This window comes from Ruminococcus sp. Marseille-P328, assembly GCF_964249465.1.
Lineage (GTDB): Bacteria > Bacillota > Clostridia > Lachnospirales > Lachnospiraceae > Blautia_A > Blautia_A faecis.
Genome location: NZ_CAXUBQ010000009.1, coordinates 95,753 through 122,744, shown reverse-complemented (window position 1 = coordinate 122,744; position 26,992 = coordinate 95,753). Strand labels below are relative to the sequence as shown.

Sequence of the window (26,992 nt, the reverse complement as noted above, 5' to 3'; positions counted from 1 at the left end):
TCTTATGATACCAAAAGATCCTATGATTTTGCTTAGTTATGTAAATACCCAGCTTCGGGATTATTACGATTCTCTGGAAGCACTGTGTACCTGCCGCGGACTGAACAGGGAATCTCTGTTGGATAAGATGGATTCCATCGACTACCACTACGACGAAGAGACCAACCAGTTTATTTGAAATCACAATATTCAATACTTCAATACCGCTTGTCAAAGCTGTGAAAACCGCTTGGCAGGCGGTATTTTTTTGTAACAGGAAATTCCTGTTACGTATTACATAAAAAGCTTACCAGGCGGGATTGCACTGCGACGGAAGGGGTGTTGTCGCTCCAGGCGACCCGCCGCAAATGGAGAATCCTGCAAGCAGGATTCTTTTTACCATGAAAATTCCGGACAACAGATAATGTGGTCTTATACATAATAATTAGCCGACAAAATAAATACATATTTTAAATTCAATAAATTTAAGACACAAATCTAAAAAAAATATAAACTGCACAAAAAACACTTGCGTTTCTTGTGAAAAAGTGTAAACTATAAAATTAGTCGGCTAACTAATATAAGAAAGCTGAACAGGAACTTGAAACTGTAATACACACTCCAAAGCTTGTATCTCAGTTTCAGACAGCAAGTGAGGTGAGAATTTGGAAAACAACAATGAGAAAAGCATTCAACGTCTGATTATGGAAATCAGCCGCATGTATATGGAAAAATGCTTTGGTAAACTTAAAAGTCTGGGAATCCATCCAAGACAAATGCCGATTCTGGCTGTTCTGTGGAAAGAAGACGGATGTAGCCAGAAAGAACTGGCCAGCCAGTTAGGCGTGAAGCCGCCTACTGTTACCGTAAGTATCCAACGCCTGGAAAAAATCGGTATTATAGTTCGAAAACAGGATGAAAAAGATCAACGCATAAGCCGGATTTATCTTACAGAAGAAGGAAAAGCAATAATTAATGAAGGTATGCGCATGGCAAAGGAAGGAGAAAAACAGGTTCTGAACGGATTTTCCGAAAGTGAGTTATGTCTGATGAAACGATTCTGCATACAGATTAAGGAAAATATTGCGGCAATGCCAGCACCAGAGTTTTCACCGGAAGAAATGTGCATGGGACATTTTTGCCATAATAAAAAGTAGCACAGGAAACTGAAAAACAAAGCAAAAGGCAGAAAAGCCCGGATGTTTTGAAAAAATGTAGAAAGGACAACCCAAGCATGATTAAATTAATGAAGTATCTGAAAAAATCAGCAGGCTATATCGTCCTGATCATTGGACTGCTGTTTTTGCAGGCATACTGTGATCTGTCCTTGCCGGATTATACCTCCAAGGTAATTAACGTAGGGATCCAGCAGGGGGGAATACCAGATGGTGTTCCGGAAAAAATGCGTCAGAGCACAATGGAAAATCTGCAGATTTTTATGGACGAAGACACACAGAAAGAAGTTCAGCACTCTTATGTCCTGGATGGAGACACATATGAACTGAAAGGTGGCATTACAGGGGATAAACGTGAGGAATTAAACGATCTTCTGTGCAAACCTCTGATGATGTACACCTCTTTTACCTCTGGCAGTGAAGAGAGCCAGAAAATGCTTTCCCAGATGCAGGTACCGGAAGGAACGGACCCAATGCAGGTTTTGTCAGCAATGCCGGAGGATGCAAAAAAACAGATGCTGGAGGCTGCAGATGAGAAGCTTTCCGACATGCCGGAATCCATTCTTACACAGGCCGCTGTCAGTGGTGTGAAAGCAGAATACGAAGCTATGGGCGAGGATCTGGATGCAATTCAGATGAGTTACATCCGGACATCCGGAATCCAGATGGTCCTGATGGCGCTGGTGATCATGCTGGCCGCTGTAAGTGTTACCTTCCTTTCAGCAAGAGTGGCAGCAGCCCTTGGACATGATCTGCGAGATAATGTATACCGCAAGGTTATTCATTTCTCCAGCAACGAATATCATAAATTTTCTACTGCATCCCTGATCACACGAAGTACCAACGATGTGCAGCAGGTGCAGCAGGTTATGACCATGATGTTCAGAATCGTTCTGTATGCGCCCATCCTTGGCATCGGAGGCGTGCTCAAGGTTCTCCAGACCGATTCCTCCATGACCTGGATCCTTGGAGCCGCAGTAGCTATCATTCTGATTGTTATTTTTGTACTGTTCCAGATTGCAATGCCGAAATTCACCAGGCTGCAGACTCTCATTGACCGTCTGAACCTGGTAACCAGGGAAATCCTTACCGGAATCCCGGTTATCCGCGCGTTCAGCCGTGAGAAGCATGAGGAAGAGCGTTTTGAAAAAGCAAATATGGATCTGACAAAGACAAACCTGTTTGTAAACCGCTGTATGACATTTATGATGCCGATCATGATGCTGATCATGAACGGTGTATCTGTAGCGATTATCTATTTCGGTGCACATGGCGTTGACAATGGAACTATGCAGGTAGGAAATATGATGGCATTTATCCAGTACGCAATGCAGATTATTATGTCCTTCCTGATGATCACAGCAATCTCCATTATGCTCCCAAGGGCAAACGTGGCAGCCGGCCGAATCTGTGAGGTCCTGGAAATGGAGCCATCTGTAAATGATCCGGAGGAACCGGTAATGCCAGATAAGCAGGAAAAAGGAACGGTCGAATTTGACCATGTAAGCTTCGCTTATCCGGAAGCAGGGGAAAATGTCATCAACGATATTACCTTTAAGGCAGAAAAAGGCCAGACTGTTGCTATCATCGGAAGTACCGGAAGCGGTAAGAGTACACTGGTCAACCTGATCCCCAGATTTTATGATGCAACGAAGGGCTGTGTAAAAGTAGATGGTGTGGATGTACGAAATATGACACAGCATGAGCTTCGTGACCGTCTGGGCTATGTACCTCAGAAGGGAGTCCTGTTCTCTGGAACCATCGATTCCAACATTCGTTACGGTAAGCCGGATATGCCAGAGGAAGATGTAAAACTGGCAGCTCAGATTGCCCAGTCCGATGACTTTATTGAAGCGAAACCGGAAGGCTACAAAGCATCTATTTCCCAGGGAGGAAATAATGTATCCGGTGGCCAGAAGCAGCGTCTTTCCATTGCAAGAGCGATTGCCAAAAAGCCGGAAATCCTGATCTTTGACGACAGCTTTTCCGCACTTGATTTCAAGACTGACAGCAAGCTTCGCAAGGCTCTGAAGGAAAAGACAAAGGATATTACCACGATTATCGTAGCACAGCGAATCAGCACTATCCTGAATGCAGATCAGATCATTGTGCTGGATGACGGAAATATGGCAGGCATCGGCACCCACAAGGAACTGATGAAGAACTGCGAGGTTTACCGCCAGATCGCCATGTCACAGCTTTCAGAGGAGGAATTAGCATGAGTGAAAACAAAGCCAGAGGCCCTATGATGGGTGGTCATCGGAGCCGTGCAATGAACTCCGGGGAAAAGGCAAAAGACTTTAAAGGAGCAATGAAACGACTTTTGAAATACATGGAACGCTACAAATTCCGTTTCGTTCTCATGTTTCTGTTTGCAATTGCAGGAACCATTTTTAACATTGTAGGACCAAAGATCCTTGGAAAGGCAACAACAGAGCTTTTTAACGGTCTGGTAGCCAAGGTAAACGGCACCGGAAGCATTGATTTTGAAAAAATCGGCTATATTTTGTTATGGACATTAGGACTGTATCTGGCAAGTGCCTGCTTCTCCTTTATCCAGGGTTATGTGATGACCGGAATTTCCAACGACGTTACCTACAATTTACGTAAAGATATTTCAAAGAAATTCAGCCGCCTCCCAATGAACTACTATGAGAGCCGGACAAACGGAGAAATCCTTTCCCGCGTAACGAACGATGTGGATACCCTTCAGATGAGCCTGAACCAGAGTATTACCCAGCTGATCACATCAGTTACCACCCTGATCGGTGTATTTGTGATGATGCTGTCCATCAATGTGTGGATGACCCTGGCTGCCCTTCTGATCCTTCCGATGTCTATGCTTATCATCAATTTCGTTATGAAGCACTCCCAGAAATATTTCCAGGCACAGCAGAAGTATCTGGGGGAGGTAAATGGCCAGATTGAAGAGAACTACGGCGGACACAATGTAGTGAAGGTATTTAATAAAGAAGAAGACGTAGTTGCAGAATTTGAAAAAGACAACCAGAAGCTTTACGAATCAGCATGGAAATCCCAGTTTTTCTCCGGAATCATGATGCCGGTCATGCAGTTTGTTGGAAATCTTGGATATGTTATGGTAGCCCTTCTTGGAGGATGGTTCACGATCAAAGGCTCTATTGAAGTAGGTGATATCCAGTCCTTCTTCCAGTACATCCGTAACTTTACCCAGCCCATCCAGCAGATCGCACAGGTAACCAACCTGCTTCAGTCCTCAGCTGCTGCTTCCGAGCGTGTGTTTGAGTTCCTGGATGAGGAGGAAGAGGAGACTACCAAAGAGAATGCCGTTTCTATTGACGGGCTCAGCGGAAATGTAGAATTTGATCATGTAAGCTTCGGCTACAATCCGGAAAAGATCATTGTCCACGATTTTTCGGCAAAGGTCAGAGATGGTCAGAAAATTGCGATTGTAGGTCCTACTGGTGCAGGAAAAACCACAATGGTTAAGTTGCTCATGCGCTTCTATGATGTAAACAGTGGTTCTATTAAAGTAGATGGCCATGATGTAAAAGATTTCAACAGAAGCGAGCTTCATGAAATGTTTGGAATGGTGCTTCAGGATACCTGGCTGTTTTCCGGAACCATTATGGAAAACATCCGCTATGGACGGCTGGATGCTACCGATGAGGAAGTGATCGCAGCAGCAAAGGCTGCTCATATCCACAACTTTATCATGCAGCAGCCGGGAGGCTATAACATGGTTCTGGATGAGGAGACCAGCAATGTTTCCCAGGGCCAGAAGCAGCTCCTGACAATTGCAAGAGCCATTCTTGCAGACAATAAGATCCTGATCCTGGATGAGGCTACCTCCTCCGTTGATACCAGAACCGAGGTACAGATCCAGAAAGCTATGGATAACCTGATGAAAGGCAGAACCAGCTTTGTCATCGCTCACAGACTTTCCACCATCAGGGACGCAGATCTGATCCTGGTTATGAAGGATGGTGACATTATCGAGCAGGGCAGCCATGAAGAGCTGCTTGCAAAGAAAGGCTTCTACGCAGATCTTTACAACAGCCAGTTTGATAAGACGCAGACTGCATAAAAGTAAGTGAAACAGATAAAAAAATACAGCAGCTTTTTCGGAAAATATACGGAAAAACTGCTGTTTTTTTTGTCTTCAGAGAGAAAAAATCCAGGGATTTGCTGTCTGTACTTTTACCCGCAGATAATGTATAATGGAGCAAAGTTTCTGCCGGAAAGGAAGGCAGGGACAAAGTCATGACAACGAAAAAACTCATTTATTGCAGCAGCCCTGGGTGTTTTTTTACAAAGATTTGTAGAAAGGGCTGCAGCGCGAATGTTAAAGGAGTATACCCCCAATGACAATTGATAATAAAGACGGAGCAGCTTTTCTTGCATACGTTACAGATAAATTAGAAACCAGGATCGCCCATATCAGCCAGTCCATTCTGGAAGGACAGAAGGATATCGAAGGAATGCATGAGTATTACTGGGAGAACTATACGGAGATGGACCAGTATGGTTACGAAAATTTCGATAACCAGCAGGCACTTCTTCACCAGATCAACGCCAACGAGCAGCAGATCCATTTGCGAAAAAGATTTCGTAAAATGCTGGATTCCCCTTTCTTTGGAAGAGTGGATTTCGTATTTGAAGGGGATGAGGAGCCGGAGATTTTTTATATTGGAATCGGAAATTTCGCAGAAGAGGCAGGGCATACGCCGCTGATCTATGACTGGCGTGCTCCTGTCAGCGGGCTTTTCTACGACTATGATAAAGGTCCGGCGTCTTACCAGGCACCGCTGGGAACCATCTGCGGTGAAATTGCCTCCAAGTGGCAGTACAAGATTCGAAATGGCCGTATGATTTACCAGTTTGAAAGTGATGTGAAGATTGATGACGAGATTCTTATGGCAGAGCTTGGCAGCGGAGGCAGCACTGCGCTGAAAAATATTGTCCGCACCATCCAGAAGGAGCAGAATGCCATCATCCGAAACACCAGGGATAAGATCATGGTAATCCAGGGCGCAGCCGGAAGCGGCAAGACCTCCATTGCCTTGCACAGGATTGCCTATCTTTTGTATCACGACCGCAAGAATCTAAAATCCTCCAATATCCTGATCCTGTCTCCCAACAGCATCTTTTCTGATTATATTTCCCATATACTTCCGGAATTGGGAGAGGAAAATATTAAAGAAATGAGCTTTGATCTTTTTGCCTACAGACAGCTGAAGGATACGGTATCGGACTGCGAAGACCGTTATGACCAGATTGAGCGCAGCCTGAATTTCCCGGATATGCCTTCCTTATATAAGGAAAAACAGTCCAGGGAATTTTTGAATCAGATGGAGGGGTATCTCACCTCCTTAGAAGATGAGCTGATGGATTTTCATGATGTGGAATATAAGAGCTTTACGAAAAAAGAAGAGGAGATCATTGATCTTTTTTACTTTAAATTTCAGGATATCCCTCTGTTATCACGTATGGAGGCAGTTGCAGAGAATTTCATTGATGAGGTAGAGACGCTTCGGGACAATGATATGGATGAGGAAGAACGTGCCATTGTAATGGAGAAATTCATGAATATGTATGAGACTCAGGATCTCTATGTGATCTACAGCCGTTTTCTGGAAAGCTGCGGCTATCCGGGACTTCCCCATGTACAGCTTCAGGAGCGAAAGCTTCGGTACGAGGATGTCTATCCGGTACTTTACATGAAGTACCGCCTTCTTCGCCAGACCAGTCACAATGGTATCAAGCACCTGGTAGTAGACGAAATGCAGGATTATTCAAGGCTTCAGTATCTGATCCTTAAAATGATGTTTCCCTGCCGTATGACCATCCTGGGGGACAAAGCCCAGACTATGGAAGATGAGGCTCAGGATGTCCTGGGATTTTTACCGAAAATTTTCGGAAAAGAGATCCGCAGGATCGTCATGAACAAAAGCTACCGAAACACTGTGGAGATTGCTTCTTATGCGAATCAGCTTGCAGGGATTACAGATATGGATCTGTTTGATCGTCATGGCCAGCCAGTGGAAGAATTATTTTTTAAAGGGAAAAAACAGCAGGCAATGGAAGCGGCTCTGGATGAGCTTGTGAACAAGCTTCAGCTGGGAGCAGAACAGTTTGAGACAGCTGCGTTGATCCTTCGCACGGAATCTGAGGCGAAAGAAGCCGCCCGCATTTTGAAAGAAAAACTGGAAAATACAGGGTTTGATATGGAAAACCGTTTCTCATACCTGCATCGTGACAGTACCAGCTTCTGCAAAGGCCTTACAGTTACTACGTTTTATCTTGCAAAAGGTCTGGAATTTGACCAGGTATTTTCCCTGTTCCCTGCAGCAGATCAGAGCCCGATTGCAAAACAGGGACGTTATATTGCTGCTACCAGAGCGCTTCATAAATTGCATATGTACGAATACGGAAAATAAATATTACAAAAGTATGACAAACAGAGCGTAAAATAAAAAAGAAATTCAGGTTGTCGAAACATGCTGCCAAATGCAATGTACATTTTGCTGATAGGATTTTACAAACACCCTCTGAAAAAATGTATAAAGTTCGTCACGAAAGTTTATAATATTTTCAATTTAGAGTTACTGTTCACTGGTAATATTCCGCGAGGTGTTTTTTGTGAACAAAGTTCACAGAAAACCCGAGAGTTGCGGCGCGAAATCATGCAAAGCATGATTTCTGTGCATCGCGAAGCGTGTTACTGTGAACGGAGTGAACAGTAACAATTTAGATTCTACAGTGGGAAATCCATTGACAGGCTTGTAATAAAATTGTAAAATACAGCTCGGGAGATTTTTATAAACGAGAAATATTTTCGTTTTGTTAATGAAATAGAAGAATGTAGATTTACAAAATTTACTTATGAAAAGAAATAAGGAGGATACTATGAAGAACAAAAAGATTTTAGCAATCTTAACGATATCAGCAATTGTTTCTGCAGCTGCTACAGGCTGCAGTTTTGGCGGAGACGAGCCGGAAGAACAGGTAGTGGTAACTGAGACACCTGCTCCGGAAGCAACCGCTACACCTACTCCGGAGCCAACCATCGCGCCAGACGTACAGGACAGCACCTATACATCAAGCAATGGGGCTGTCTCCATTAAGCTTCCAGATGCTACCTGGTCCAATAAGGCGGATGAGGCAGATATGCTCAGCTTCGAATCCCCGGAGCAGGGTAAGATCCTGATCCTTCATGGACAGGGAGAAGAGGACATGTCTTCTGCTATGCTTCCGGATACGCAGGATCTGGCTGTGGCATTAGAGCAGGCTTCTGACCTTGCAGAAGGTACTGACTTTGAGATCCAGGATTATACCGCCAGTGATGTGGAGGGAGTAGGCGTTTATTCTTACACTGTGAAGTACACAGATGCTTCCAAGAGCGGCGGATATGTTTATGCGATCCATAAAATTTATAAGAGCTCTGATGAGTATTACAATATCTGCGGATCTGTTGTGGATGAGGCTTCTTATGCAGGAGTTAAGGCTGCAATTGATTCCTTCGGAATTGCAGGAGAGTCTTCTTTGAAAGCTGCTGCACCGGTACAGTCTTCTGACAGTGCAGACGGAAGCACTGAGGGAAGTACAGATGGTTCCACTGACGGAACACAGAGTGCAGGTACTGATTCTGCGTCCTCAGGTGATGGAAGCAGTGATGGAACAATCACAAACTCCGGCGGATTTACCCAGGAGCAGCTTACAGACACCAACCAGACCAGAACTATTTACCGTAACTCCGATGGCCATCCCCTTGTAATTACTCCGGATGGAAATGGAAACTGGGTTGACTTTGATGGAAATACCTATCGTTTTGTAAATAATGAGGACGTTTACGATCAGAATGATGTGGATTATTACTGGCATGGAGAAGGTGCAGACGTATATTATATGCCTGTAGAGTAATAACAGAAAAAGCAGAATGTTGACTTACACGGACACAGCTACCCGGGATGGATGGCTGTGTCCGTGACAGTTGGAGGGAATATGGATAATTTTCAGGCTTATGGCGAATTTGCCAGAGTATATGATATGTTCCAGGACAATGTGGACTACCAGACCTGGGGCAAATGGCTGAAGCAGCAGCTTGCAGCGCAGGGAATCACAGACGGACTTGTGCTGGATCTTGGCTGCGGCACGGGAACCATGACTGAGATACTGGCAGAGGCTGGCTATGACATGATCGGAGTGGATAATTCCGGGGAAATGCTGGCAGAGGCCATGGAGAAACGGGTAGAGTCCGGGCATGACATCCTGTATCTTCTTCAGGATATGCAGGAGTTTGAACTTTATGGAACCGTACGGGCTGTGGTAAGCGTGTGTGACAGTCTGAATTACATAACAGAGGAAGAGGAACTGGAGCATGTGTTTGCCCTGGTAAATAATTATCTGGATCCTCAGGGGATTTTTCTGTTTGATATGAATACGGTTTATAAGTATCAGACTATGATCGGGAATACTACGATTGCTGAGAACCGGGATGAGGGAAGCTTTATCTGGGAGAACAGTTATGATGAGGAGACCGGGATTAATACGTATGAGCTGGCTCTGTTTATTCCAAGAGAGGACGGACTTTATGAGAAGGATGAGGAGGTTCACTATCAGAGAGCCTATTCTTTGGAGAAAATCAAGGAACTTATTGGAAAAGCGGGAATGGAGCTTCTGGCAGTGTATGATGCTTATACACTGGAGCCACCGAAGGAAGATAGCGGAAGGCTTACCTTTGTAGTAAGGGAACATGGTAAATGATAATATAATAATAAGATAAATAGCTATAGGATTACGATTAACATTATAACAGTATAGATTGGAGAATACACATGAATGATTATATCATCCGCGCGACTGCAGCTAACGACCAGATTCGTGCATTTGCGGCAGTGACCACTGAGATGGTGGAGACTGCAAGAGAGCACCATAATACAAGTCCGGTGGCTACGGCAGCGCTTGGAAGACTTCTGACTGCAGGAGCCATGATGGGCTCCATGATGAAGGGGGAAAAAGATGTTCTGACCCTTCAGATCAAGGCCGGCGGTCCCCTTCAGGGAATTACGGTAACTGCCGATTCCCAGGGAAATGTAAAGGGGTATGTAGGAAATCCAGATGTCTGCATTCCGGCAAATTCCAAAGGGAAGCTGGACGTTGCAGGAGCAGTTGGTCCTGGATTCCTAACTGTGATTAAAGATATGGGGCTAAAAGAGCCTTACAGCGGACAGGTTATGCTTCAGACCTGTGAGATTGCAGAAGACCTAACCTATTATTTTGCAACAAGTGAGCAGGTACCGTCCGCAGTTGGACTTGGAGTCCTGATGAATAAGAATAATACAGTACGTCAGGCTGGTGGATTTATTGTACAGCTGATGCCATTTGCAGAGGAAGAAGTGATTTCCAGGTTAGAGCAGAACGTACAGAAGATCAATTCTGTCACCAACCTGTTAGAGGAGGGACATACCCCGGAGAGTCTGCTGGAGAAAGTGCTGGAAGGCTTTGACGTGCAGATCAATGAGAAAATGGACACCCGTTTCTGCTGCAACTGCTCCAAAGAACGAGTAGCGAAAGCGTTGATCAGCATCGGCAGAAAAGAATTAAACGAAATGATCCAGGAAGGCAAGCCAATCGAGATGAACTGCCATTTCTGTAATACCAACTACAATTTCACAGTAGAAGAGTTGAAAGAAATTCTAAGAAGATGCAAATAAGCTGAATTAAGAAAGAATCACTATTTTCCGTCATAGACGCACATCTTGCAGAAAGCCTTTTTCAAACACACTCTAAGGCGTGGAAATGGTAGGATAAGAGAGGATTAGGATATGAATCAGGGATTTATTAAAGTAGCGGCAGGAACGCCGCAGGTTACAGTTGCTGATTGTAAGGCCAATACCAGGGCAATTCTGGAAGTAATCCGTGAAATGGAGACACAGCATGCCAAGCTGATGGTGTTGCCGGAGCTTTGCATCACAGGCTATACCTGCCAGGATCTTTTCCTTCAGAGAAGGCTGCTGGACAGTGCATGGGAGAGCCTTCTGACTATTGCAGAGGAGACTGCGGATGTGGATGCGCTGATCTTTGTGGGACTTCCTATGCGGATGAACGGCAAGCTCTACAATGTGGCAGCAGCATTGAACCACGGAAATATTCTTGGATTTGTACCTAAGACTCATATTCCCAACTATAATGAATTCTATGAGCAGAGACACTTTGCTTCTGGGGCGGATGTGTGGACAGATGTGACAGTTGGGGAGGAAAGCGTACCTTTTGCCAGCAATCTGATTTTCTCATGTGAAGGATTGCCGGAGCTGACAGTTGGCGCAGAAATCTGCGAGGATCTGTGGGTTCCACTTCCGCCTAGTGTAAATCTGGCACAGGGCGGTGCCCATATTATCGTCAATCTTTCAGCCAGTGATGAGATGGTTGGTAAGGATTCCTACCGCCGTGATCTGGTGAAGGGTCAGTCTGCCAGACTGGTGTGCGGCTATATTTACGCCACAGCAGGAGAGGGTGAATCCTCCCAGGATCTGGTATTTGGCGGACAGAACCTGATCGCAGAGAATGGCACCATGCTGGCAGAGGCGAAGCGCTTCCAGAACACTGTGATCTACGGAGAAATTGATGTGCAGAGACTGGCAGATGAAAGAAGAAGACTTTCCACCTATCCGGCATCTGATGATGCTGACTGCCAGATCGTACCTTTTGATGTGGAAGTGGAAGAGACCTCTCTTACCAGGAAGTTTGCCCCCTATCCTTTCGTACCTTCTGTAAAAGAAGAGCGTGATATGCGCTGTGAGGAGATTCTGAACATCCAGGCTATGGGACTTAAGAAGCGAATGAGCCACATCCACTGCCAAAAGGCAATGGTTGGTCTTTCCGGGGGACTTGATTCCACACTGGCATTGCTTGTAATTGCACGTACTTTCCAGCTGATGGGACTGCCATCTGAGAATATCCGCTGCATTACCATGCCATGCTTTGGCACCACAGACAGAACTTACCAGAATGCCTGCAAATTAAGCCAGTGCCTTGGTGCTGCTCTGACGGAGGTAAATATTAAAGAGGCGGTAAATATCCATTTCCGTGATATCGGTCACGACGATTCTGTTCATGATGTAACCTATGAGAACTGTCAGGCCAGAGAGCGTACGCAGATTCTTATGGATATGGCAAACCAGGAGGGAGCACTTCTTGTGGGAACCGGTGACCTTTCCGAGCTTGCTCTTGGATGGGCAACCTATAATGGAGACCATATGTCCATGTATGGTGTAAATGCCTCTGTTCCCAAAACGCTTGTAAGACATCTTGTCCGCTATTATGCAGATACCTGCGGAGAGAAAGAGCTGGAAGAAGTTCTTCTGGATATTCTGGATACTCCGGTAAGTCCGGAGCTTCTGCCGCCTAAGGACGGCAAGATCGCGCAGAAAACAGAAGATTTGGTTGGTCCTTATGAACTTCATGATTTTTATCTGTATTATATGCTTCGTGCAGGCTTTGAACCGGATAAGATCTATCGCATTGCCTGCCGTACCTTTGAGGGTACTTATGACAAGGCTACGATTCTGAAATGGCTGAAAATCTTCTACCGCAGATTTTTTGCCCAGCAGTTCAAACGCTCCTGTCTTCCTGACGGCCCGAAGGTAGGTAGTGTGGCGCTGTCTCCAAGAGGTGACCTGCGTATGCCAAGTGATGCAAGCGCAGCGGTATGGATGGAAGCTCTGGAGAAGCTTGAAGTATAAAACGATTGTGCGGTATGCTTTCCATGTATTTTACAGCTGTATTTCGCGGAGCATGCAGCTGTAAAGGTGGGAAATAATTAGGTTTGTTTATTGCTCTGCCGGCGGAGAACTTACATGGTTCTCCGCCTTTTTTAATGCATCTTCAATGGCAGAAATAAGCAGCTGTGACGTATATTTCCTGTCTGTGGAATATTTCAAGTCGTCCAGGGACTGGCTGTCAACAATCTGGCTGGCCAGTGACTCCAGAGAAGGCTTTACCAGCGGAAACATGGCAGTGGTGCTTTCACTTAAATTTACCAGCTCAATAGACTGGATATTGTTTTGATCTACTGTAACTTCCACGTCAAAAGTATTTTTATTCAAAGTAAGGGAACTGCGGTAAACGCCAGGCGTATAAAGCCCCTCTCCAGCAGCAGAAGTGGTCTGGCTTTTTCCAGGCCCGAACATAAAGTAGATCAGGATTCCCAGAAGAACAGCAAGAATCAGAAAGGCGATGGTATATACCACTTCCTTCATATGTAACACGATGATCCTGGTTTTCGAACTCATGGACTGCGCCTCCTGTATCGCACTGATAATGAAAAAAATAATCCTGGCCGCAAAACCAGGCTCTAATCTTCTTATTCTATCCTATTATCAAAGCATGGAAAATATGATAGAATATAAAACAGAATGATTTTTTATCAGATATAGGCTTTTTTATTCCATACAATTGGCAGAAGGAGGAAAAAACGTGTCCCTACAATTCATCATCGGCAGCTCCGGTATTGGCAAGACGCATTATGCATGTGAACAGATCATCCGGGAATCTATGGAAAATCCACAGCACCTGTACTATATTATCGTCCCGGAACAGTTTACCATGCAGACACAGAAAAACGTAGTCGAAATGCACCCCGGAAAGGGAATCCTGAATATCGATGTGCTCAGCTTTCAGCGCCTTGCCTATCGTATTTTCGAGGAGACAGGCGGTGCCATGGAAGTGCTTCTGGATGACACTGGAAAAAGTATGGTTCTTCAGAAGCTGGTGCAGCAGCATCGCAAAAATCTGCCCTACCTTGGCAACCAGATGAACAAACCGGGCTATCTGGACGAAGTGAAATCTCTGATTTCAGAATTTATGCAGTATGATATCCGGGAAGAAGAACTGCAGGACATGCTGGGAAAAACAGGGGAAGACTCTCTTCTTCATATGAAAATGCAGGATGTGGGTGTCCTTTATCAGGCCTTTCTTCAGTATCTGGAAGGTCATTATATGACCGGCGAAGGCGTGATGGACGCTTTGAAAAAAGCCATTCCTTTTTCTGATAAACTGAAAAAATCCGTACTCCTTCTGGATGGCTTCACCGGTTTTACTCCGGTGCAGATGAACGTGATCCGGGAACTTTTAAATGTCTGCGATAAGGTTCTGGTAACTGTCACCATGGATGCCGGAGAAAATCCTTTACAGATGGGAAAACCACATCAGTTATTCTATATGAGCAGGAAAATGATCCACACATTGTCCGGTCTGACTAGCAATCTGGATGATCCCATTCTTCTGAAAGATGAGAGAAAGGGCCGCTTTGGAAATTTCACCTCCCTTGACTTTCTGGAGAAGCATCTTTTCCGCTACAGAAGATCTGTCTATGAGAAGAAACAGGAAGAAATCTGCATATTTGCAGCAGAATCCCCTGTAAAAGAACTGGAAGAGACAGCCAGGAGAATACGCCGTCTGGTCCGTGAAAAAAATCTGAAATACGGAGAAATCGCTGTGATTACCGGAAATCTGGAGGCGTACAAAAGTATTGCATCTCAGGTATTCGAGGAATCCCGGATCCCTTATTTCCTGGATGAGAAGCACACCATTCTGATGAACCCATTTATAGAATATATTCGTGCTGCTCTTGAAATGGTTACAAAGGGTTTTTCCTACGAAAGTGTTTTCCGGTATCTGCGCTGTGATATGTCCGGCCTTGGAAGGGACCAGGTGGATATGCTGGAGAATTATGTGCTTGCCCTTGGAATCCACGGTTACAAAAAGTGGTCCGAGAAGTGGGTGAGAGTTTACCGGACCATGGATCCGGAGGATATTCAGGTTCTGAACGAATACCGGGAAATATTTGTGAGGGAGGCTGAGATCCTGGCTCAGGGATTTTCCAGTGGAAAGAGAAAAGTATGTGAATATTGTTATAGTTTATATCAGTTTATCGAAAGCTGTGAAATACAGAAAAAACTAAAGAAACAGGAGCTTTTCTTTAAAGAAAAAGGAGAAAAAGCTCTGGAAAAAGAATACGCCCAGATATACGGAATTGTTATGGAACTTCTTGACCGCATGGTAGAGATCCTTGGAGAGGAAGAAATTACAAGAACGGAATTTGTCCAGCTTCTGGAAACTGGTTTTGCCAAGTCAAAGGTTGCGCTGATCCCGCCCAGTATGGATCAGGTCCTTGTTGGAGATATGGAAAGAACCCGTCTGAAAGAAATAAAGGCATTGTTTTTTGTAGGTGTAAACGAGGGGAATATTCCGAAAAATACAGACTCTGGCGGAATTTTGACCCAGATGGACAGAGAATTCTTTGCAGATGAGGGAATGGAGCTTGCACCAGGTCCGAAAGAGCTGATGAACACCCAGCGCTTTTATCTGTATCTGAATCTGACAAAGCCAAGTGAGCATTTGTGCCTTTCCTACAGTTTATCAAATGGAAAAGGAGAACCTATAAGTCCTGCATATCTGATCCACAGTATACAGGCTCTATATCCCGGACTGGAGGTGAAAAATGCAGGTGATGAGGAATTCAGCCTGAACGCCATGGAGCTTCCGGGAACCAGTCTGGAATGCTTCCTGAAAGGTCTTGGAGAGGGCGCTGTGGGACAGGGAAGTCCTTTGTACAGCGAGCTTTACAGCTGGTATCTTAGAAGTCCTAAATATAGGACTTTGGCCAGGAAGCTGGTGGAGGCTTCCAGAACCAGAAAGCCTGCTGATATTATCAGCGAAAGTGTGGCAAAGGTTCTCTATGGAGAGGTGTCGCCCTACAGTGCCACCAGGCTGGAGCGTTATTCTGCCTGTGCTTTTGCCCATTTCCTCCAGTATGGTCTCAAACTTACGGAGCGTGCAGAGTATGAATTCCGCGCCATGGATATGGGAAATATTATGCACAAGGTGCTGGAGTCTCTGATAAAGGAAGTGAACAAAGAAAAGCTTTCTCTGGCAGAGCTTTCTGAGGAAGAGCGGGATGCGCTGGCAGACCGCCTGGTAGATGAAATAAGTGCAGATTATGGCAATACCATTCTAAAAAGCAGTGCACGCAATGAATATATGATTCAGCGCACCAAGCGAATGGTACGAAGAACTGTGTGGGCAATTCAGAAACAGCTGAAATCCGGGGAATTTGAGCCGGAAGGTGTGGAAGTTGTTTTTCAGGGCGGTCGGATCGATCGCGTGGATACTATGGAGACAGATGATGGGAAGCTGTATGTCCGGGTCATTGATTATAAGACCGGGAATACTTCTTTTGATCTGGTTTCTTTGTATCATGGTCTGCAGCTGCAGCTGATGATCTACATGGACGGTGCCCTTACCGTAGAGCAAAACAAGCATAAGGATAAAGATGTGATTCCTGCAGGGGTATTTTATTACAATATCAAGGATCCTATGATTCAGGAAAAAATAGATGCAGATATAGAGACTGTCCAGGAAAAAGTGCTGAAGGAACTAAAGATGAACGGACTGGTTCTGAAAGATAAAGAACTGGTACAAAAAATGGACAGTTCCCTTGTGTCAATTCCCGTATCCTTTAACAAAGACGGAAGCTTCCGGAAAAATTCTTCTGTAGCCTCAAAAGAGCAGTTTGATATTTTAAACCGTTATGTAAAAACAAAGATTTCTCATATCAGACAGTCCATTATGACCGGAGATGCCCAGGTTTCCCCTTATATGATGGGAAAGAAAAATGCCTGTACCTACTGTCCTTACAGCGGCGTATGCGGTTTTGATATGGACATTCCAGGCTATGAATTCCGCAGGCTGAAAAACTTTACAGATGAAGAGCTGTGGGATGCTTTTGTGAAGGAGGTGGATGAATAATGGCAGTGAACTGGACGAAAGAGCAGGAGCAGGTTATTAATTTAAGAAACCGGAATATTCTGGTAAGTGCAGCAGCTGGTTCCGGAAAGACTGCGGTGCTTGTGCAGCGAATTCTAAAAAAGGTGATGGATCCGGAGCATCCCGTTGACATTGACAGGCTGCTGATCATGACATTCACAAGAGCAGCAGCAGGGGAAATGCGGGAACGAATTGCAAATGCCCTGGAGGATGCTCTCTGTGAGAATCCGGATAATGAGCATCTGCAGCGCCAGACTACCTTGATCCATACGGCGCAGATCACCACGATAGATGGCTTCTGTGCTTATGTGATCCGCAATTATTTCCATCTTATTGGTCTGGATCCTGGTTATCGGACAGGAGAAGAGGGAGAATTGAAGCTTCTGAAAGAGGACGTGATGAAGGAGCTTCTGGAGAACTATTACATAAAAGATGACAAAAAGTTTAAGTATTTTATCGAATGCTACGCATCAGGCAAAACAGATGATGGAATCAAAGAACTGATTTATTCTCTGTATAATGCTGCCATGAGCAATCCATATCCGGATACCTGGCTGGAAGAATGCATAGATAGTTATAGAAATACGGATTTAGATTCTGTAAAATCATCAGAATGGATGAATTTGTTATGGAAAAACATTACGGAGGATCTTTGCCAGGCAAAGGAACTGATTACCCAGGCAAGAAGCTTTTGCAATGCGCCAGGAGGACCATACCTGTATGATGAAGCACTGCAAAGTGATCTCATCCTCATTCGTGAAGCAGAAGAGAAAGCCGCCGCCGGTGATTTTGACGGAGCAGGAGAGCTTCTTGGCAAACCGGCTTTTGCCGCTCTTTCCAGAAAGAAACCAAAAGATCCTGTAGATGATACGCTGAAAGAGCAGGTAAAATCTCTTCGGGAAAATGCAAAGGATATTTTAAAGGATATTGGAACACGGTATTTTTCCGTAAAGGAGGAGGAACTTCCAGTGCTTCTGGAAACCTGCCGGGAGCCTGTAGAAATGCTGGTGGAGCTTACCAGGGAATTTATCCGTATGTATGGAGAGAAGAAGCGGGAAAAAAATATTCTGGACTTTACGGACATGGAGCATTTTGCGCTGGAAATCCTGATTCAAAGGGTTCATGCAGCGGAAGAAAATGGCGAAAACGACGGTAATTGGACTGGAGAGAGCAAGTATATTTATCACATGAGTCCGGCAGCACGTGAACTTTCCCTGAAATATGACGAGGTCATGGTGGATGAGTACCAGGACAGTAACCTGGTACAGGAAATGATCACTAACTGTGTTTCCGGCTGGGCAGATGGAAGAAAAAATATATTCATGGTAGGTGATGTGAAGCAGAGCATTTACCGGTTCCGCCTTGCCAGACCAGAGCTTTTTATGGAAAAGTATGAACAGTACAGTTTAACGGACAGTACGGAACAGCGAATCGATCTTCATAAAAATTTCCGCAGCCGGTCTCAGGTATTGGATAGTGCAAACTTTATTTTCCGTCAGATTATGGGAACAGATCTTGGTGGAATTGCCTACGATAAAGCCGCAGCTCTTTATCCTGGAGCTGTGTTTCCGGAAGGAAACAAGGAAAGCTTTCTTCCTGCAGAAGTTCTTCTGGTAGAAAAGGATTCTGAAGAACTGGAGGATCTGATGGAAGGAAAGGATGCCCGGGAACTGGAGGCTCTTGCTATTTCCCACAGAATTAAGGAAATTGTGGGAAAAGAGCTGGTACTTGATAAAGAAACCAAAGAATATCGTCCTGCGAAATACGGAGATATTGTAATCCTTCTCCGCACCGCTTCCGGCTGGTCAGAAACCTTTACAGAGGTACTTTCTGCTCACGGAATTCCTGTGTATGCCGCTTCAAAGACGGGATATTTTTCAGCACTTGAGGTGGTTACGATTCTGAATTATCTGCAGGTCTGCGATAATCCTCTTCAGGATATTCCTTTGACGGGTGTGCTGAGGTCGCCGCTGGTGGGATGTACTACCCAGGAGCTTGCCGTTTTGCGGGAAGAACATCCGAAGGGGATGCTGTATGACAGCGTGTTGAATTTCCTGGAAGAATATGAGGGGCAGGAAAGAACTCTTTACCACAAATTACATGGTTTTATAGTCCTGCTGAATGAAATGCGTGATCTTGCGGTGTATACTCCTGTGCATGAGCTGATTCTTGAGATTCTCCGCAGAACCGGCTATGGTAATTATGCGAAAGCTCTGCCAAATGGTGCACAGCGGAGCGCCAACCTCGCTATGCTGGTGGAAAAGGCAATGGATTATGAGAAGACCAGTTACAGAGGCTTATTTAATTTTGTCCGATATATTGAACATTTGCAAAAATATGAAGTTGATTATGGCGAAGTAAATCTTTCTGGCGCAGGAGAAGGTTCCGTGGAAATCATGACGATCCACAAGAGCAAGGGACTCGAGTTTCCGATTGTAATCCTTGCCGGTATGGGAAAACAGTTCAATATGCAGGATCTGAACGCCAGACTTCTGATTCATCCGGATTACGGTCTTGGCGCTGACGCCATTTTGCCAGACCGGCGGATGATTGTGTCAACACTGTATAAGCAGGTGATCCGCCGTAAGCTTCTGGAAGAGACTCTGGGGGAGGAAATCCGAGTACTTTACGTTGCCCTGACGCGTGCCAAGGAGAAACTGATCATGACTGGAACAATAGGAAATCTGGAAAAAAGGCTGCTTTCTTTATACAGATTCCGCGAAAATGAACAGGAACTTCTTCCGGCAGAAACGAGACTGAATGGAAAAACTTACTGGGATTATGTGCTTCCTGCGCTTGCAAGGCACCGCTGCATGGATGAACTTTTTGAGGAGTTTGGATTGCTGCCATCCCATGATAATCTGCTTTATGATGATCCGGCAGAGTTTCAGGTGAAAAGAATCACAGCGCGGACTTTAACGGAGGCTGAAGTGGTGGAACAGGCTGTCGGGCAGATGGAAGACGATATTCTGGATAACTGGGATTGTGAGAAAATCGTGGATCCTGAAATCAAAGCGGAACTGGAAAAGCGTTTTGGATTTGTATATCCTTATGAATATCGTAAAGATATTCCGGTGAAGGTCAGCGTATCGGATCTAAAAAAGAAGAGTTACCATGAAGATACGGATATTGAAGAAGCTGTATATTTCGAACCGGACATTGTTCCGCTGGTTCCAAGATTTATTGAGGAAAAGAAGGAAACGGAAGAGGCGTTCACAGGTTCGGCAAGAGGTACTGCTTACCATCGTGTGATGGAATGTCTTGAGTACAATAAAACGGATAGTGCACAGCAGCTGAAAGAGCAGATCAACGCATTGGTTCAGAGCAAAAAAATGTCTGAGGCAGAAGCAGAATGTATCAGAATTTCAGATATTCAGTCTTTTGTGAATGGGGCACTGGGGCAGAGAATGAAAGTCGCTGCATTATCGGGGCTTCTTTTCAGGGAACAGCCTTTTGTCATTTCCAGAAGTGCTGCTGAAATAGATGAGGCATGGGATCCCAAGGAACGTGTGCTTGTGCAGGGAATCATAGACGCTTATTTTCTGGAAGGGAATGAGATTGTGCTGGTTGATTACAAGACGGATCGTGTGCGCAGGGGGGAAGAGCAGAAGCTGGTTGATCTGTATCACACTCAGCTGGAGGATTATGCTCAGGCACTTCATAGAATGACTGGGCGCAGGGTGAAAGAGAAGTATATTTATTCCTTTACGTTGAAAAAAGAGATATTGTTAGGATGATTGCTTGTGTTCGCAGAAGGTGCGTGGATGTGGCGTGCCTGATCTGAGAACTGTGCGAAGAACCCGGAAAATCTAAGAGAACAGGATTTTGCTAAAAGCGAAGACATGAGAGGCCAAACTCGCTCCTTCGGAGCTCAGACAGTGTCCTCTCATGTCTTCAACGCAAAATCCTGTCCTCTAAGATTTTCTCGGAACCTCCGCAAAGCCCTCAGACCAGGCACGCCACATCCACGCACGTCGCAGGCGGAAGGGAAAGCGAAAATTTGACAAACTTACACTCTCCACCCCGCTGGATACTTATTTTTCAATGTCCCATTCACAAGTTTTCCAAACCCAAGGGGATACCCTTCCACACAAAGCAAATGCCATCCTTTAGAATGAGCAGCCTCCTCAGGCTCAATTGTAAGAGTTTCCCCTTTCAGATACCGCTCCAGTCTTGGATCATCCACAGAAAGGGAAATCACAGCTTCAGCTTCATTTTTCCGGAAAGCCAGTGCAAGCGGCTGAGCCGGTTCAAACCGGTTTTTCTTCAGATCTCCCAGATAAAGTCCGTTCCGAATAAACGTAAGTCCTCTGAAATTATAGGAAACAGACGGCAGATAATAAACTTTATCTGCCCGGACCTCCACCCGGTTCCAGTCAAACTCCTGGCCATCTAAAGTTTTCAACCCGATTTCTCTGAAAATTTCTTCCATATACTTCCGGACATCTGCAGCCAGACGACTGGTCTTAGAAGTACCAGCGGAAGGTCCAGCCGTTCCCTCCTTTTGCAAGAGGGCTAGAAAATGCCCCTCCCCCTGCATCTTATGGGGAAAAATGCGCACACATTTTTTCAGTTGTGGATTCCCATCTCCCCATTCAGGATTTCCGGTGGAAAAGCCCTCATAACCCTCCATAGAAATCAGAGACAGCTCCGGCCTTTCCCTGAGAAGCCAGGAAATGATCTGCTCATCCTCACAAGGTGCAAAGGTACAAGTAGAATAAAGCATCTGTCCTCCCGGCTGCAGCATATCTGCCGCATTCAGACAAAGCTGTTTCTGAATTCTGGAAAGCTCCTCAGACTTCTCAGGAGTCCAGTCCCTGGCAAGAGCTTCCTCCTTACGGAACATCCCCTCCCCGGAACAAGGTGCATCCAGAATGATCTTATGGAAAAATTCTGGAAAATTTTTTACCATTTTTTCAGGTTTTTCATTGGCAACAAAAAGATTGGGAATCCCAAACAGTTCCAGGTTTCGAAGCAGTGCTCTTGCCCTGGTAGTGCTGATATCATTTGCAACCAGAAGTCCTTCACCCTTTAGGGCGGAACCAACTGCAGTTGCTTTTCCTCCAGGAGCTGCACACATATCCAGCACATATTCTCCTGGCTCCACCGGAATACGGGAAGCGGGGGTCATGGCACTTGGTTCCTGAAGATAATAAAGTCCAGCCTGATAAAGAGCACACCGGGATGGCCTTACATCCTCATTGTAAAAATAACCATTCGAAACCCATGGGATTTTTTTCACTTCAAAGGGCACAATCTGTTCAAACTCCTCACAGGAAATCTTTGCCGTGTTTACCCGGAGCCCATAAGTACGCGGCTGTTCATAAGCTGCCAGAAAAGGTTCAAAATCATCCCCAAGCATATCCTCCATCCGATGAAGAAAAGCCTGAGGCAGAGCTGATAATTTATCTGAATCCATAGAAAAATCTCCTTAGTACTGAAATAGAATGATATGAGTGTCAGATTTACTGCGTAAATTTCACGAAAACAGTGAAACACATCTTGCAGAAAGCATTTTTTAAACACATTTTAGTATAGCGGAAGAAAAAGAACAAGTCAAACATAAGCAAAAGAATCCATTGGAATTTCCTGTCTTTTCCACTATAATTAAAAATAGAATGATCATTAGAGCGTGTTTGAAAAATTATTCCTACAAATCATACTCCGGAAACGGTGTAAACAGCAATATACTTATAAAACAAGAGAGTGAGGGTATGAAATGCCTAAAGAAAAAATCAGCCTGAATTCCATTTACATATCAGAACGTTTACAAAAATCCCTGCAGCCTGTTTCCAACAGCGCACTGACTGCCATAACAGCCCCTATGGGATATGGGAAGACAACCGCCGTAAACTGGTATCTGTCCAGACTGGCGAAAGACAGTCAGGCTTTGCTGATCCGGATCAGTATTTACTCCCAAAACCTTTCCATCTTCTGGAAAAGTGTGCAAAATGCATTTTCCTTCGCAGGTCTTAACTTTCTGGAAAACTACGATTGCCCGGAAGATGAAGCTTCCGCTGGATTCTTGACGGAAATTCTATGCTATCAACTGGAAAAATGTGAAAATTGTTATATTTTTATAGATGACTTTCATCTGTTAAAAGATGACCGGGCGGCCACTTTCCTGTGCAGAATGGCAGGGAGGATTCCGGAAAATGTGCATCTGATCGTAGCAAGCCGAAATCATTTTATCAGTGATGACTGGATTGTAAGACTTGGAGGAAGACTTCACAGAATAGAAATAGACGATCTGCGTCTGAACGCTGGGGAGCTGTCAGCCTATATCCGCCGCTGCGGAACCAGCCTGACAGACAGCCAGCTTGAGCAGCTTCTGAAATCCAGCGAAGGATGGTTCGCAGCTGTTTACCTGAATTTGTGTTCTTTTTCAAAATCAAGAGAATTGCCAGGAAAAACATCTGATATTTACCAGATGTTTTCCGCTTCCATGCTGAATCCTTTGCCAGAAGACAGAAAAGAATTTTTAAGTGCCATGGGGCTTGCAGATGAATTCACGGAAGAGATGGCAGAATTTATTACAAAAAGAGAAGACGTACACCAGATCCTGAAAACGCTCACCAGGCAGAATGCTTTTGTCACCTGCCTAAATGACGGGCAGACTTACCGCTTTCACCATATGATGAAAGAGTGCGCGTTTCGTGCGTTCAGAACACTGGATGATTCCAGACAGGCTTTTTACTATGAAAGATATGGTGCATGGTATGAAAAACATGGTGCCTATATCCATGCCCTGTCAGCATACCGGCGAAATCAGAATTTTGCAGCTATTCTCCGGGTGGTGCAAAAAGATGCCGGAATCTTACTTGCTTCTCTAAAACCGGAAGAGGTTCTGGAAGTTTTGAACAGATGTCCGGTTTCCGTTTTAAAAGAATATCCGCTTGCAATTCTGGTTCTTATGAGATGCATGTTTAACTGGAAAAATATTCCCAAAATGCTGGAACTGAAAGAACTTCTTCTGGCATCCATCAGAGAACATCCAAAGCTGTCTGAGGAAGAGAGAGGAAATCTTCTGGGTGAATGCGACCTGATCCAGAGCTTTCTTATGTACAATGATATTTCGAGAATGAGTCAGTTTCACCGCAGTGCCAGCGAGAAGATGACAAGACCTGCCATCAGTATCCGAAGTGACGGAGGCTGGACGTTTGGCTCCCCATCTGTACTTATGATGTTTCACAGGAAAAGCGGAGATCTTGACAAAGAGCTGGAAGAGATGAACCAGTGTATGCCTCATTATTACAAGATCACAAACGGACACGGACAGGGTGCAGAAACGATTATGAACGCAGAGGCTCACTTTATGCGTGGAAATTTTGTTGATGCCCATATAGCATTGGAAAAGGCTTATACCCAGATTCAGGGAAACGGGCAGGAGAGCATTGCACTTTGCTGCGATTTTCTGGCACAAAGGCTGTCTATCTGTATGGACATAAAAATGAGAAATACATTTGAAGAACGTCGAAAAGAACTGCTGCAGGGGCATAATACCACCTGGGTCAATATTTTTGACAGCACCTGTGCCTATTACTATACAGTTACCGGACAAACGGAGCGGATTCCGGCTCTCTTTGGAGCGCATATGCTTTCTACGGTGAATTTTCTGGCACCTGGGAGACCGATGATGGAAATGATCGAGAATCAGGTTTATCTTGCCCAGGGAGAATATTCGAAGGTGATCGGAAGAAGCGAATCCATTCTTGCCATGTGTCAGGCTCTTCACTACGATCTGGTGGCTCTTCATGTGCAGATCCAGCTTCTTGCGGCCAACTGGAAGCTGGGAAAAACAGAACAGGCGCTTGAACTTTTGAGAAGATCACTTTCCCAGGCTTTTCCAGATGGAATCCTTATGCCATTTGTGGAGAATTATCCATACATAGAGGAGCTTTTGAAGGGAAGCTTTTTCGGAATCAATGAAAATTTTCTTTTCAGGATCACCAGAATGGGGAAAGAATGGGAAATGCGGTGCGATCAGTTAAAAAAAGAGGAGGCGTATCCGCCGGTCTTTAAAGTACTGTCAGATCGTGAGCTGGAGATTACGGAGCTTATGGCGAAGCATATGAGCAACAAAGAAATCGCCCAGAGTCTGTTTTTATCCGAGGGAACTGTGAAGCAGTACATCAATCAGATTTATTCCAAATTACAGATTCCCGGGGATGTCCGGGTGAAGCGCAAGTATCTTTTGGAGATGATGGAAGGGAAAAGCTAACTGGAAGTTAATACTATTTTTGTCAGAGAAAACGTATAGTAAAGGTACAACATATTTCGACAGGAGGAAAATGGTATGAAGAGAAAAATAGTTACAGCGGTCATCGCGTTTATTTTATGTGCAGCAGTTGTTCCCTCAGCTGGTATTTACAGCGTAATGGCAGAAAACGAGGATACGATTCAGGTAGAGGACGGAGCTGACTATGCAGCACTTTCCGGTGTATGGAAAAATGAAGATGCACAGGCTGATGAAACTCTTACCTTAAGTGCAGACGGATTGTTTGTATATCACACCGGAGAAGGCGATGATGTTCAGGGATATCTGGAATATGTGGATGAATACAACGACGGAAATGGCAGATATGACATGTACAATCGCATGGGCATGTGGCTGGAGGGATTTTATCTGGACTCCGCGGATACTCTTCATATGGGAAATGACGGGGCTGCGGTTTTTACCAGAGCAGAGGAAGATCAGGCAGAAGAGAATTCGGAAGGTCAGACTGAAAACGAAGACAGCGCGGAAAAGAAAAGCTATGTCCTCATGTCAAATAAACGCTATACAGGACTGCGCCCTCTTTATAACAATTCCAGTTGGGAAGGAGGGTATTTCTATTCCGATATGACAGAGGACTGTATGACGGTGATCGTCAACTGCAGTGCTTTAAATGACAATGAATTCATCGGTACCCCGGAGGAATATATGGAACAGTTTGCAGGCTTTGTAAGTGAATCGGAAATAAAGGATTTCACAGCAGTACAGAACCAGGAATATACAGAGAAATTCACTTATCCGGCATATGAACTGGAATTTACCACCGGAGCAAATGAAGATACCTGCAAATGGAAAATGCTGTATTTCCAGACGGATACCAATACCTTTGCTTATGCTTACAGAGTTTCAGCGGATTTTGCTGAGGAGATGGAGGAGGAATACCGGGATGCCATTTCTTCTCTGGAGCTGACGGAGATTGAGGGCGTTGAAAATACAGAAACCACTTTCACTCAAGGGGAAGATTATGATCCAAGTGCCGAAGGAGAGAGCCTGGAAATGTTTATCTCTTATTTTGACAGCTGGTACCAGTATGGAGATTTAAATGCCATGAATATCCGGCTTTATGGAGAAGGAACCTGGGAAATCTACAACAGCCTGAATAGTGATAAAACAGGGGGATATTTTTTTGACAGCGGTACTTTTACCACACTTGGCACAACTGCCCTGAAATTGGTCAATGACAGCGGAATCTATGTGGCAGATGTTACTTTGGATGGAGATGGCGATCTGATGCTCAGTCCTGTGATTTCCGGATATGGAAATATTTATGCAGGTGCAGCTTTTTTACGAGAGTCCGATTCTATCGCCTACGAAGCCCAGACAGCTGACGATGGTGAAGGATACGGAGACTACATTCCTGATGAAGATTATGTAGAGGAAAGTGATCCGGGAGATACTTATTACTGGTATGATGGGGAAGGAAATGTAATGTACTTTGATGGTTCCGACAGCTATTATATAGGACCGGATGACGTGTTCTATATTGATGAGGCAGGAAGGCTGATGGAATACTGATAAGCAGGTAAAACTAGTACATCGTTTCGTAAATAACTATACCAATCGCGTAGGATGGGGATTCGAGTGTGCAGATTGCAGAAAGCCTTTTTCAAACACGCTCTGGGACGTGGACAAAAAGAATTTCCTGAAAAATATATGACAAATTTTGCAAGCCGAATACCTATGTGTATTTCGGCTTGTTTATTATTTACTGTTTTAAGATCATAGGGGATTTCATAAGCTTTCATTTTGTGATAAA

Annotated in this window: 16 protein-coding genes; 14 read left to right on the top strand and 2 right to left on the bottom strand. The window is 44.7% G+C overall.

All coding sequences use genetic code 11. The features are described 5' to 3' along the window. The first annotated feature begins 4 nt into the window (after positions 1 to 4). From ACESTK_RS08470 to ACESTK_RS08430, 9 genes are all read left to right on the top strand, one after another. Positions 5 to 178, top strand: coding sequence for a DUF4250 domain-containing protein (locus tag ACESTK_RS08470; protein WP_118582984.1), 174 nt, complete (start codon positions 5 to 7; stop codon positions 176 to 178). A 466-nt stretch (positions 179 to 644) separates the two neighbouring features. Next, positions 645 to 1,136: a MarR family winged helix-turn-helix transcriptional regulator gene (locus tag ACESTK_RS08465; RefSeq protein ID WP_226815755.1), complete on the top strand. Its 492-nt coding sequence runs from the start codon at positions 645 to 647 to the stop codon at positions 1,134 to 1,136. Positions 1,137 to 1,213: 77 nt separating this feature from the next. After that, entirely contained in the window at positions 1,214 to 3,376 is a 2,163-nt protein-coding gene (locus ACESTK_RS08460) for an ABC transporter ATP-binding protein (protein WP_373119474.1), read from the top strand. Next, positions 3,373 to 5,220: an ABC transporter ATP-binding protein gene (locus tag ACESTK_RS08455; RefSeq protein ID WP_204452908.1), complete on the top strand. Its 1,848-nt coding sequence runs from the start codon at positions 3,373 to 3,375 to the stop codon at positions 5,218 to 5,220. Before ACESTK_RS08460 ends, ACESTK_RS08455 begins: the two co-directional genes overlap by 4 nt. A gap of 277 nt (positions 5,221 to 5,497) precedes the next feature. Beyond that, positions 5,498 to 7,573, top strand: a complete 2,076-nt coding sequence (locus tag ACESTK_RS08450; RefSeq protein ID WP_373119471.1) for a UvrD-helicase domain-containing protein — start codon at positions 5,498 to 5,500, stop codon at positions 7,571 to 7,573. A 469-nt stretch (positions 7,574 to 8,042) separates the two neighbouring features. Further along, positions 8,043 to 9,056: a hypothetical protein gene (locus tag ACESTK_RS08445; RefSeq protein WP_173735218.1), complete on the top strand. Its 1,014-nt coding sequence runs from the start codon at positions 8,043 to 8,045 to the stop codon at positions 9,054 to 9,056. A gap of 81 nt (positions 9,057 to 9,137) precedes the next feature. Further along, positions 9,138 to 9,899, top strand: a complete 762-nt coding sequence (locus tag ACESTK_RS08440) for a class I SAM-dependent methyltransferase (RefSeq protein ID WP_148461235.1) — start codon at positions 9,138 to 9,140, stop codon at positions 9,897 to 9,899. Between the two features lie 71 nt (positions 9,900 to 9,970). Next, the gene (gene hslO / locus ACESTK_RS08435) at positions 9,971 to 10,849 is read left to right on the top strand and encodes an Hsp33 family molecular chaperone HslO (RefSeq protein ID WP_195477018.1); all 879 of its coding nucleotides are present in this window, start codon (positions 9,971 to 9,973) and stop codon (positions 10,847 to 10,849) included. Positions 10,850 to 10,960: 111 nt separating this feature from the next. Continuing rightward, the gene (locus ACESTK_RS08430) at positions 10,961 to 12,877 is read left to right on the top strand and encodes an NAD(+) synthase (RefSeq protein ID WP_204452905.1); all 1,917 of its coding nucleotides are present in this window, start codon (positions 10,961 to 10,963) and stop codon (positions 12,875 to 12,877) included. An 87-nt stretch (positions 12,878 to 12,964) separates the two neighbouring features. Here the strand turns inward: ACESTK_RS08430 and ACESTK_RS08425 are convergent, their stop codons facing one another. Next, positions 12,965 to 13,426: a hypothetical protein gene (locus ACESTK_RS08425; RefSeq protein WP_173717448.1), complete on the bottom strand. Its 462-nt coding sequence runs from the start codon at positions 13,424 to 13,426 to the stop codon at positions 12,965 to 12,967. 184 nt (positions 13,427 to 13,610) lie between these two features. Here ACESTK_RS08425 and addB point away from each other — a divergent pair, with 184 nt between their 5' ends. Together addB and addA are read left to right on the top strand one after the other, a co-directional pair. Beyond that, positions 13,611 to 16,943: a helicase-exonuclease AddAB subunit AddB gene (gene addB / locus ACESTK_RS08420; RefSeq protein ID WP_373119466.1), complete on the top strand. Its 3,333-nt coding sequence runs from the start codon at positions 13,611 to 13,613 to the stop codon at positions 16,941 to 16,943. Continuing rightward, positions 16,943 to 20,698, top strand: coding sequence for a helicase-exonuclease AddAB subunit AddA (addA, locus tag ACESTK_RS08415; RefSeq protein WP_373119465.1), 3,756 nt, complete (start codon positions 16,943 to 16,945; stop codon positions 20,696 to 20,698). The genes addB and addA overlap by 1 nt, the downstream gene beginning before the upstream one ends. A 272-nt stretch (positions 20,699 to 20,970) precedes the next feature. Here addA and ACESTK_RS08410 read toward each other — a convergent pair whose 3' ends face one another. Continuing rightward, on the bottom strand, positions 20,971 to 22,380 hold the full coding sequence (locus ACESTK_RS08410) for an RsmF rRNA methyltransferase first C-terminal domain-containing protein (protein WP_373119463.1): 1,410 nt from the start codon (positions 22,378 to 22,380) through the stop codon (positions 20,971 to 20,973). Between the two features lie 300 nt (positions 22,381 to 22,680). Here ACESTK_RS08410 and ACESTK_RS08405 point away from each other — a divergent pair, with 300 nt between their 5' ends. The 3 genes from ACESTK_RS08405 (at position 22,681) to ACESTK_RS08395 (ending at position 26,882) form a co-directional block, all read left to right on the top strand. Beyond that, positions 22,681 to 25,182 (top strand): LuxR C-terminal-related transcriptional regulator, encoded by a 2,502-nt coding sequence (locus ACESTK_RS08405; RefSeq protein ID WP_373119462.1) that lies wholly within the window; start codon positions 22,681 to 22,683, stop codon positions 25,180 to 25,182. A gap of 75 nt (positions 25,183 to 25,257) precedes the next feature. Beyond that, positions 25,258 to 26,751 (top strand): hypothetical protein, encoded by a 1,494-nt coding sequence (locus ACESTK_RS08400; protein WP_373119461.1) that lies wholly within the window; start codon positions 25,258 to 25,260, stop codon positions 26,749 to 26,751. 68 nt (positions 26,752 to 26,819) lie between these two features. Next, positions 26,820 to 26,882: a hypothetical protein gene (locus tag ACESTK_RS08395; protein WP_368072586.1), complete on the top strand. Its 63-nt coding sequence runs from the start codon at positions 26,820 to 26,822 to the stop codon at positions 26,880 to 26,882. Positions 26,883 to 26,992 lie beyond the last annotated feature (110 nt).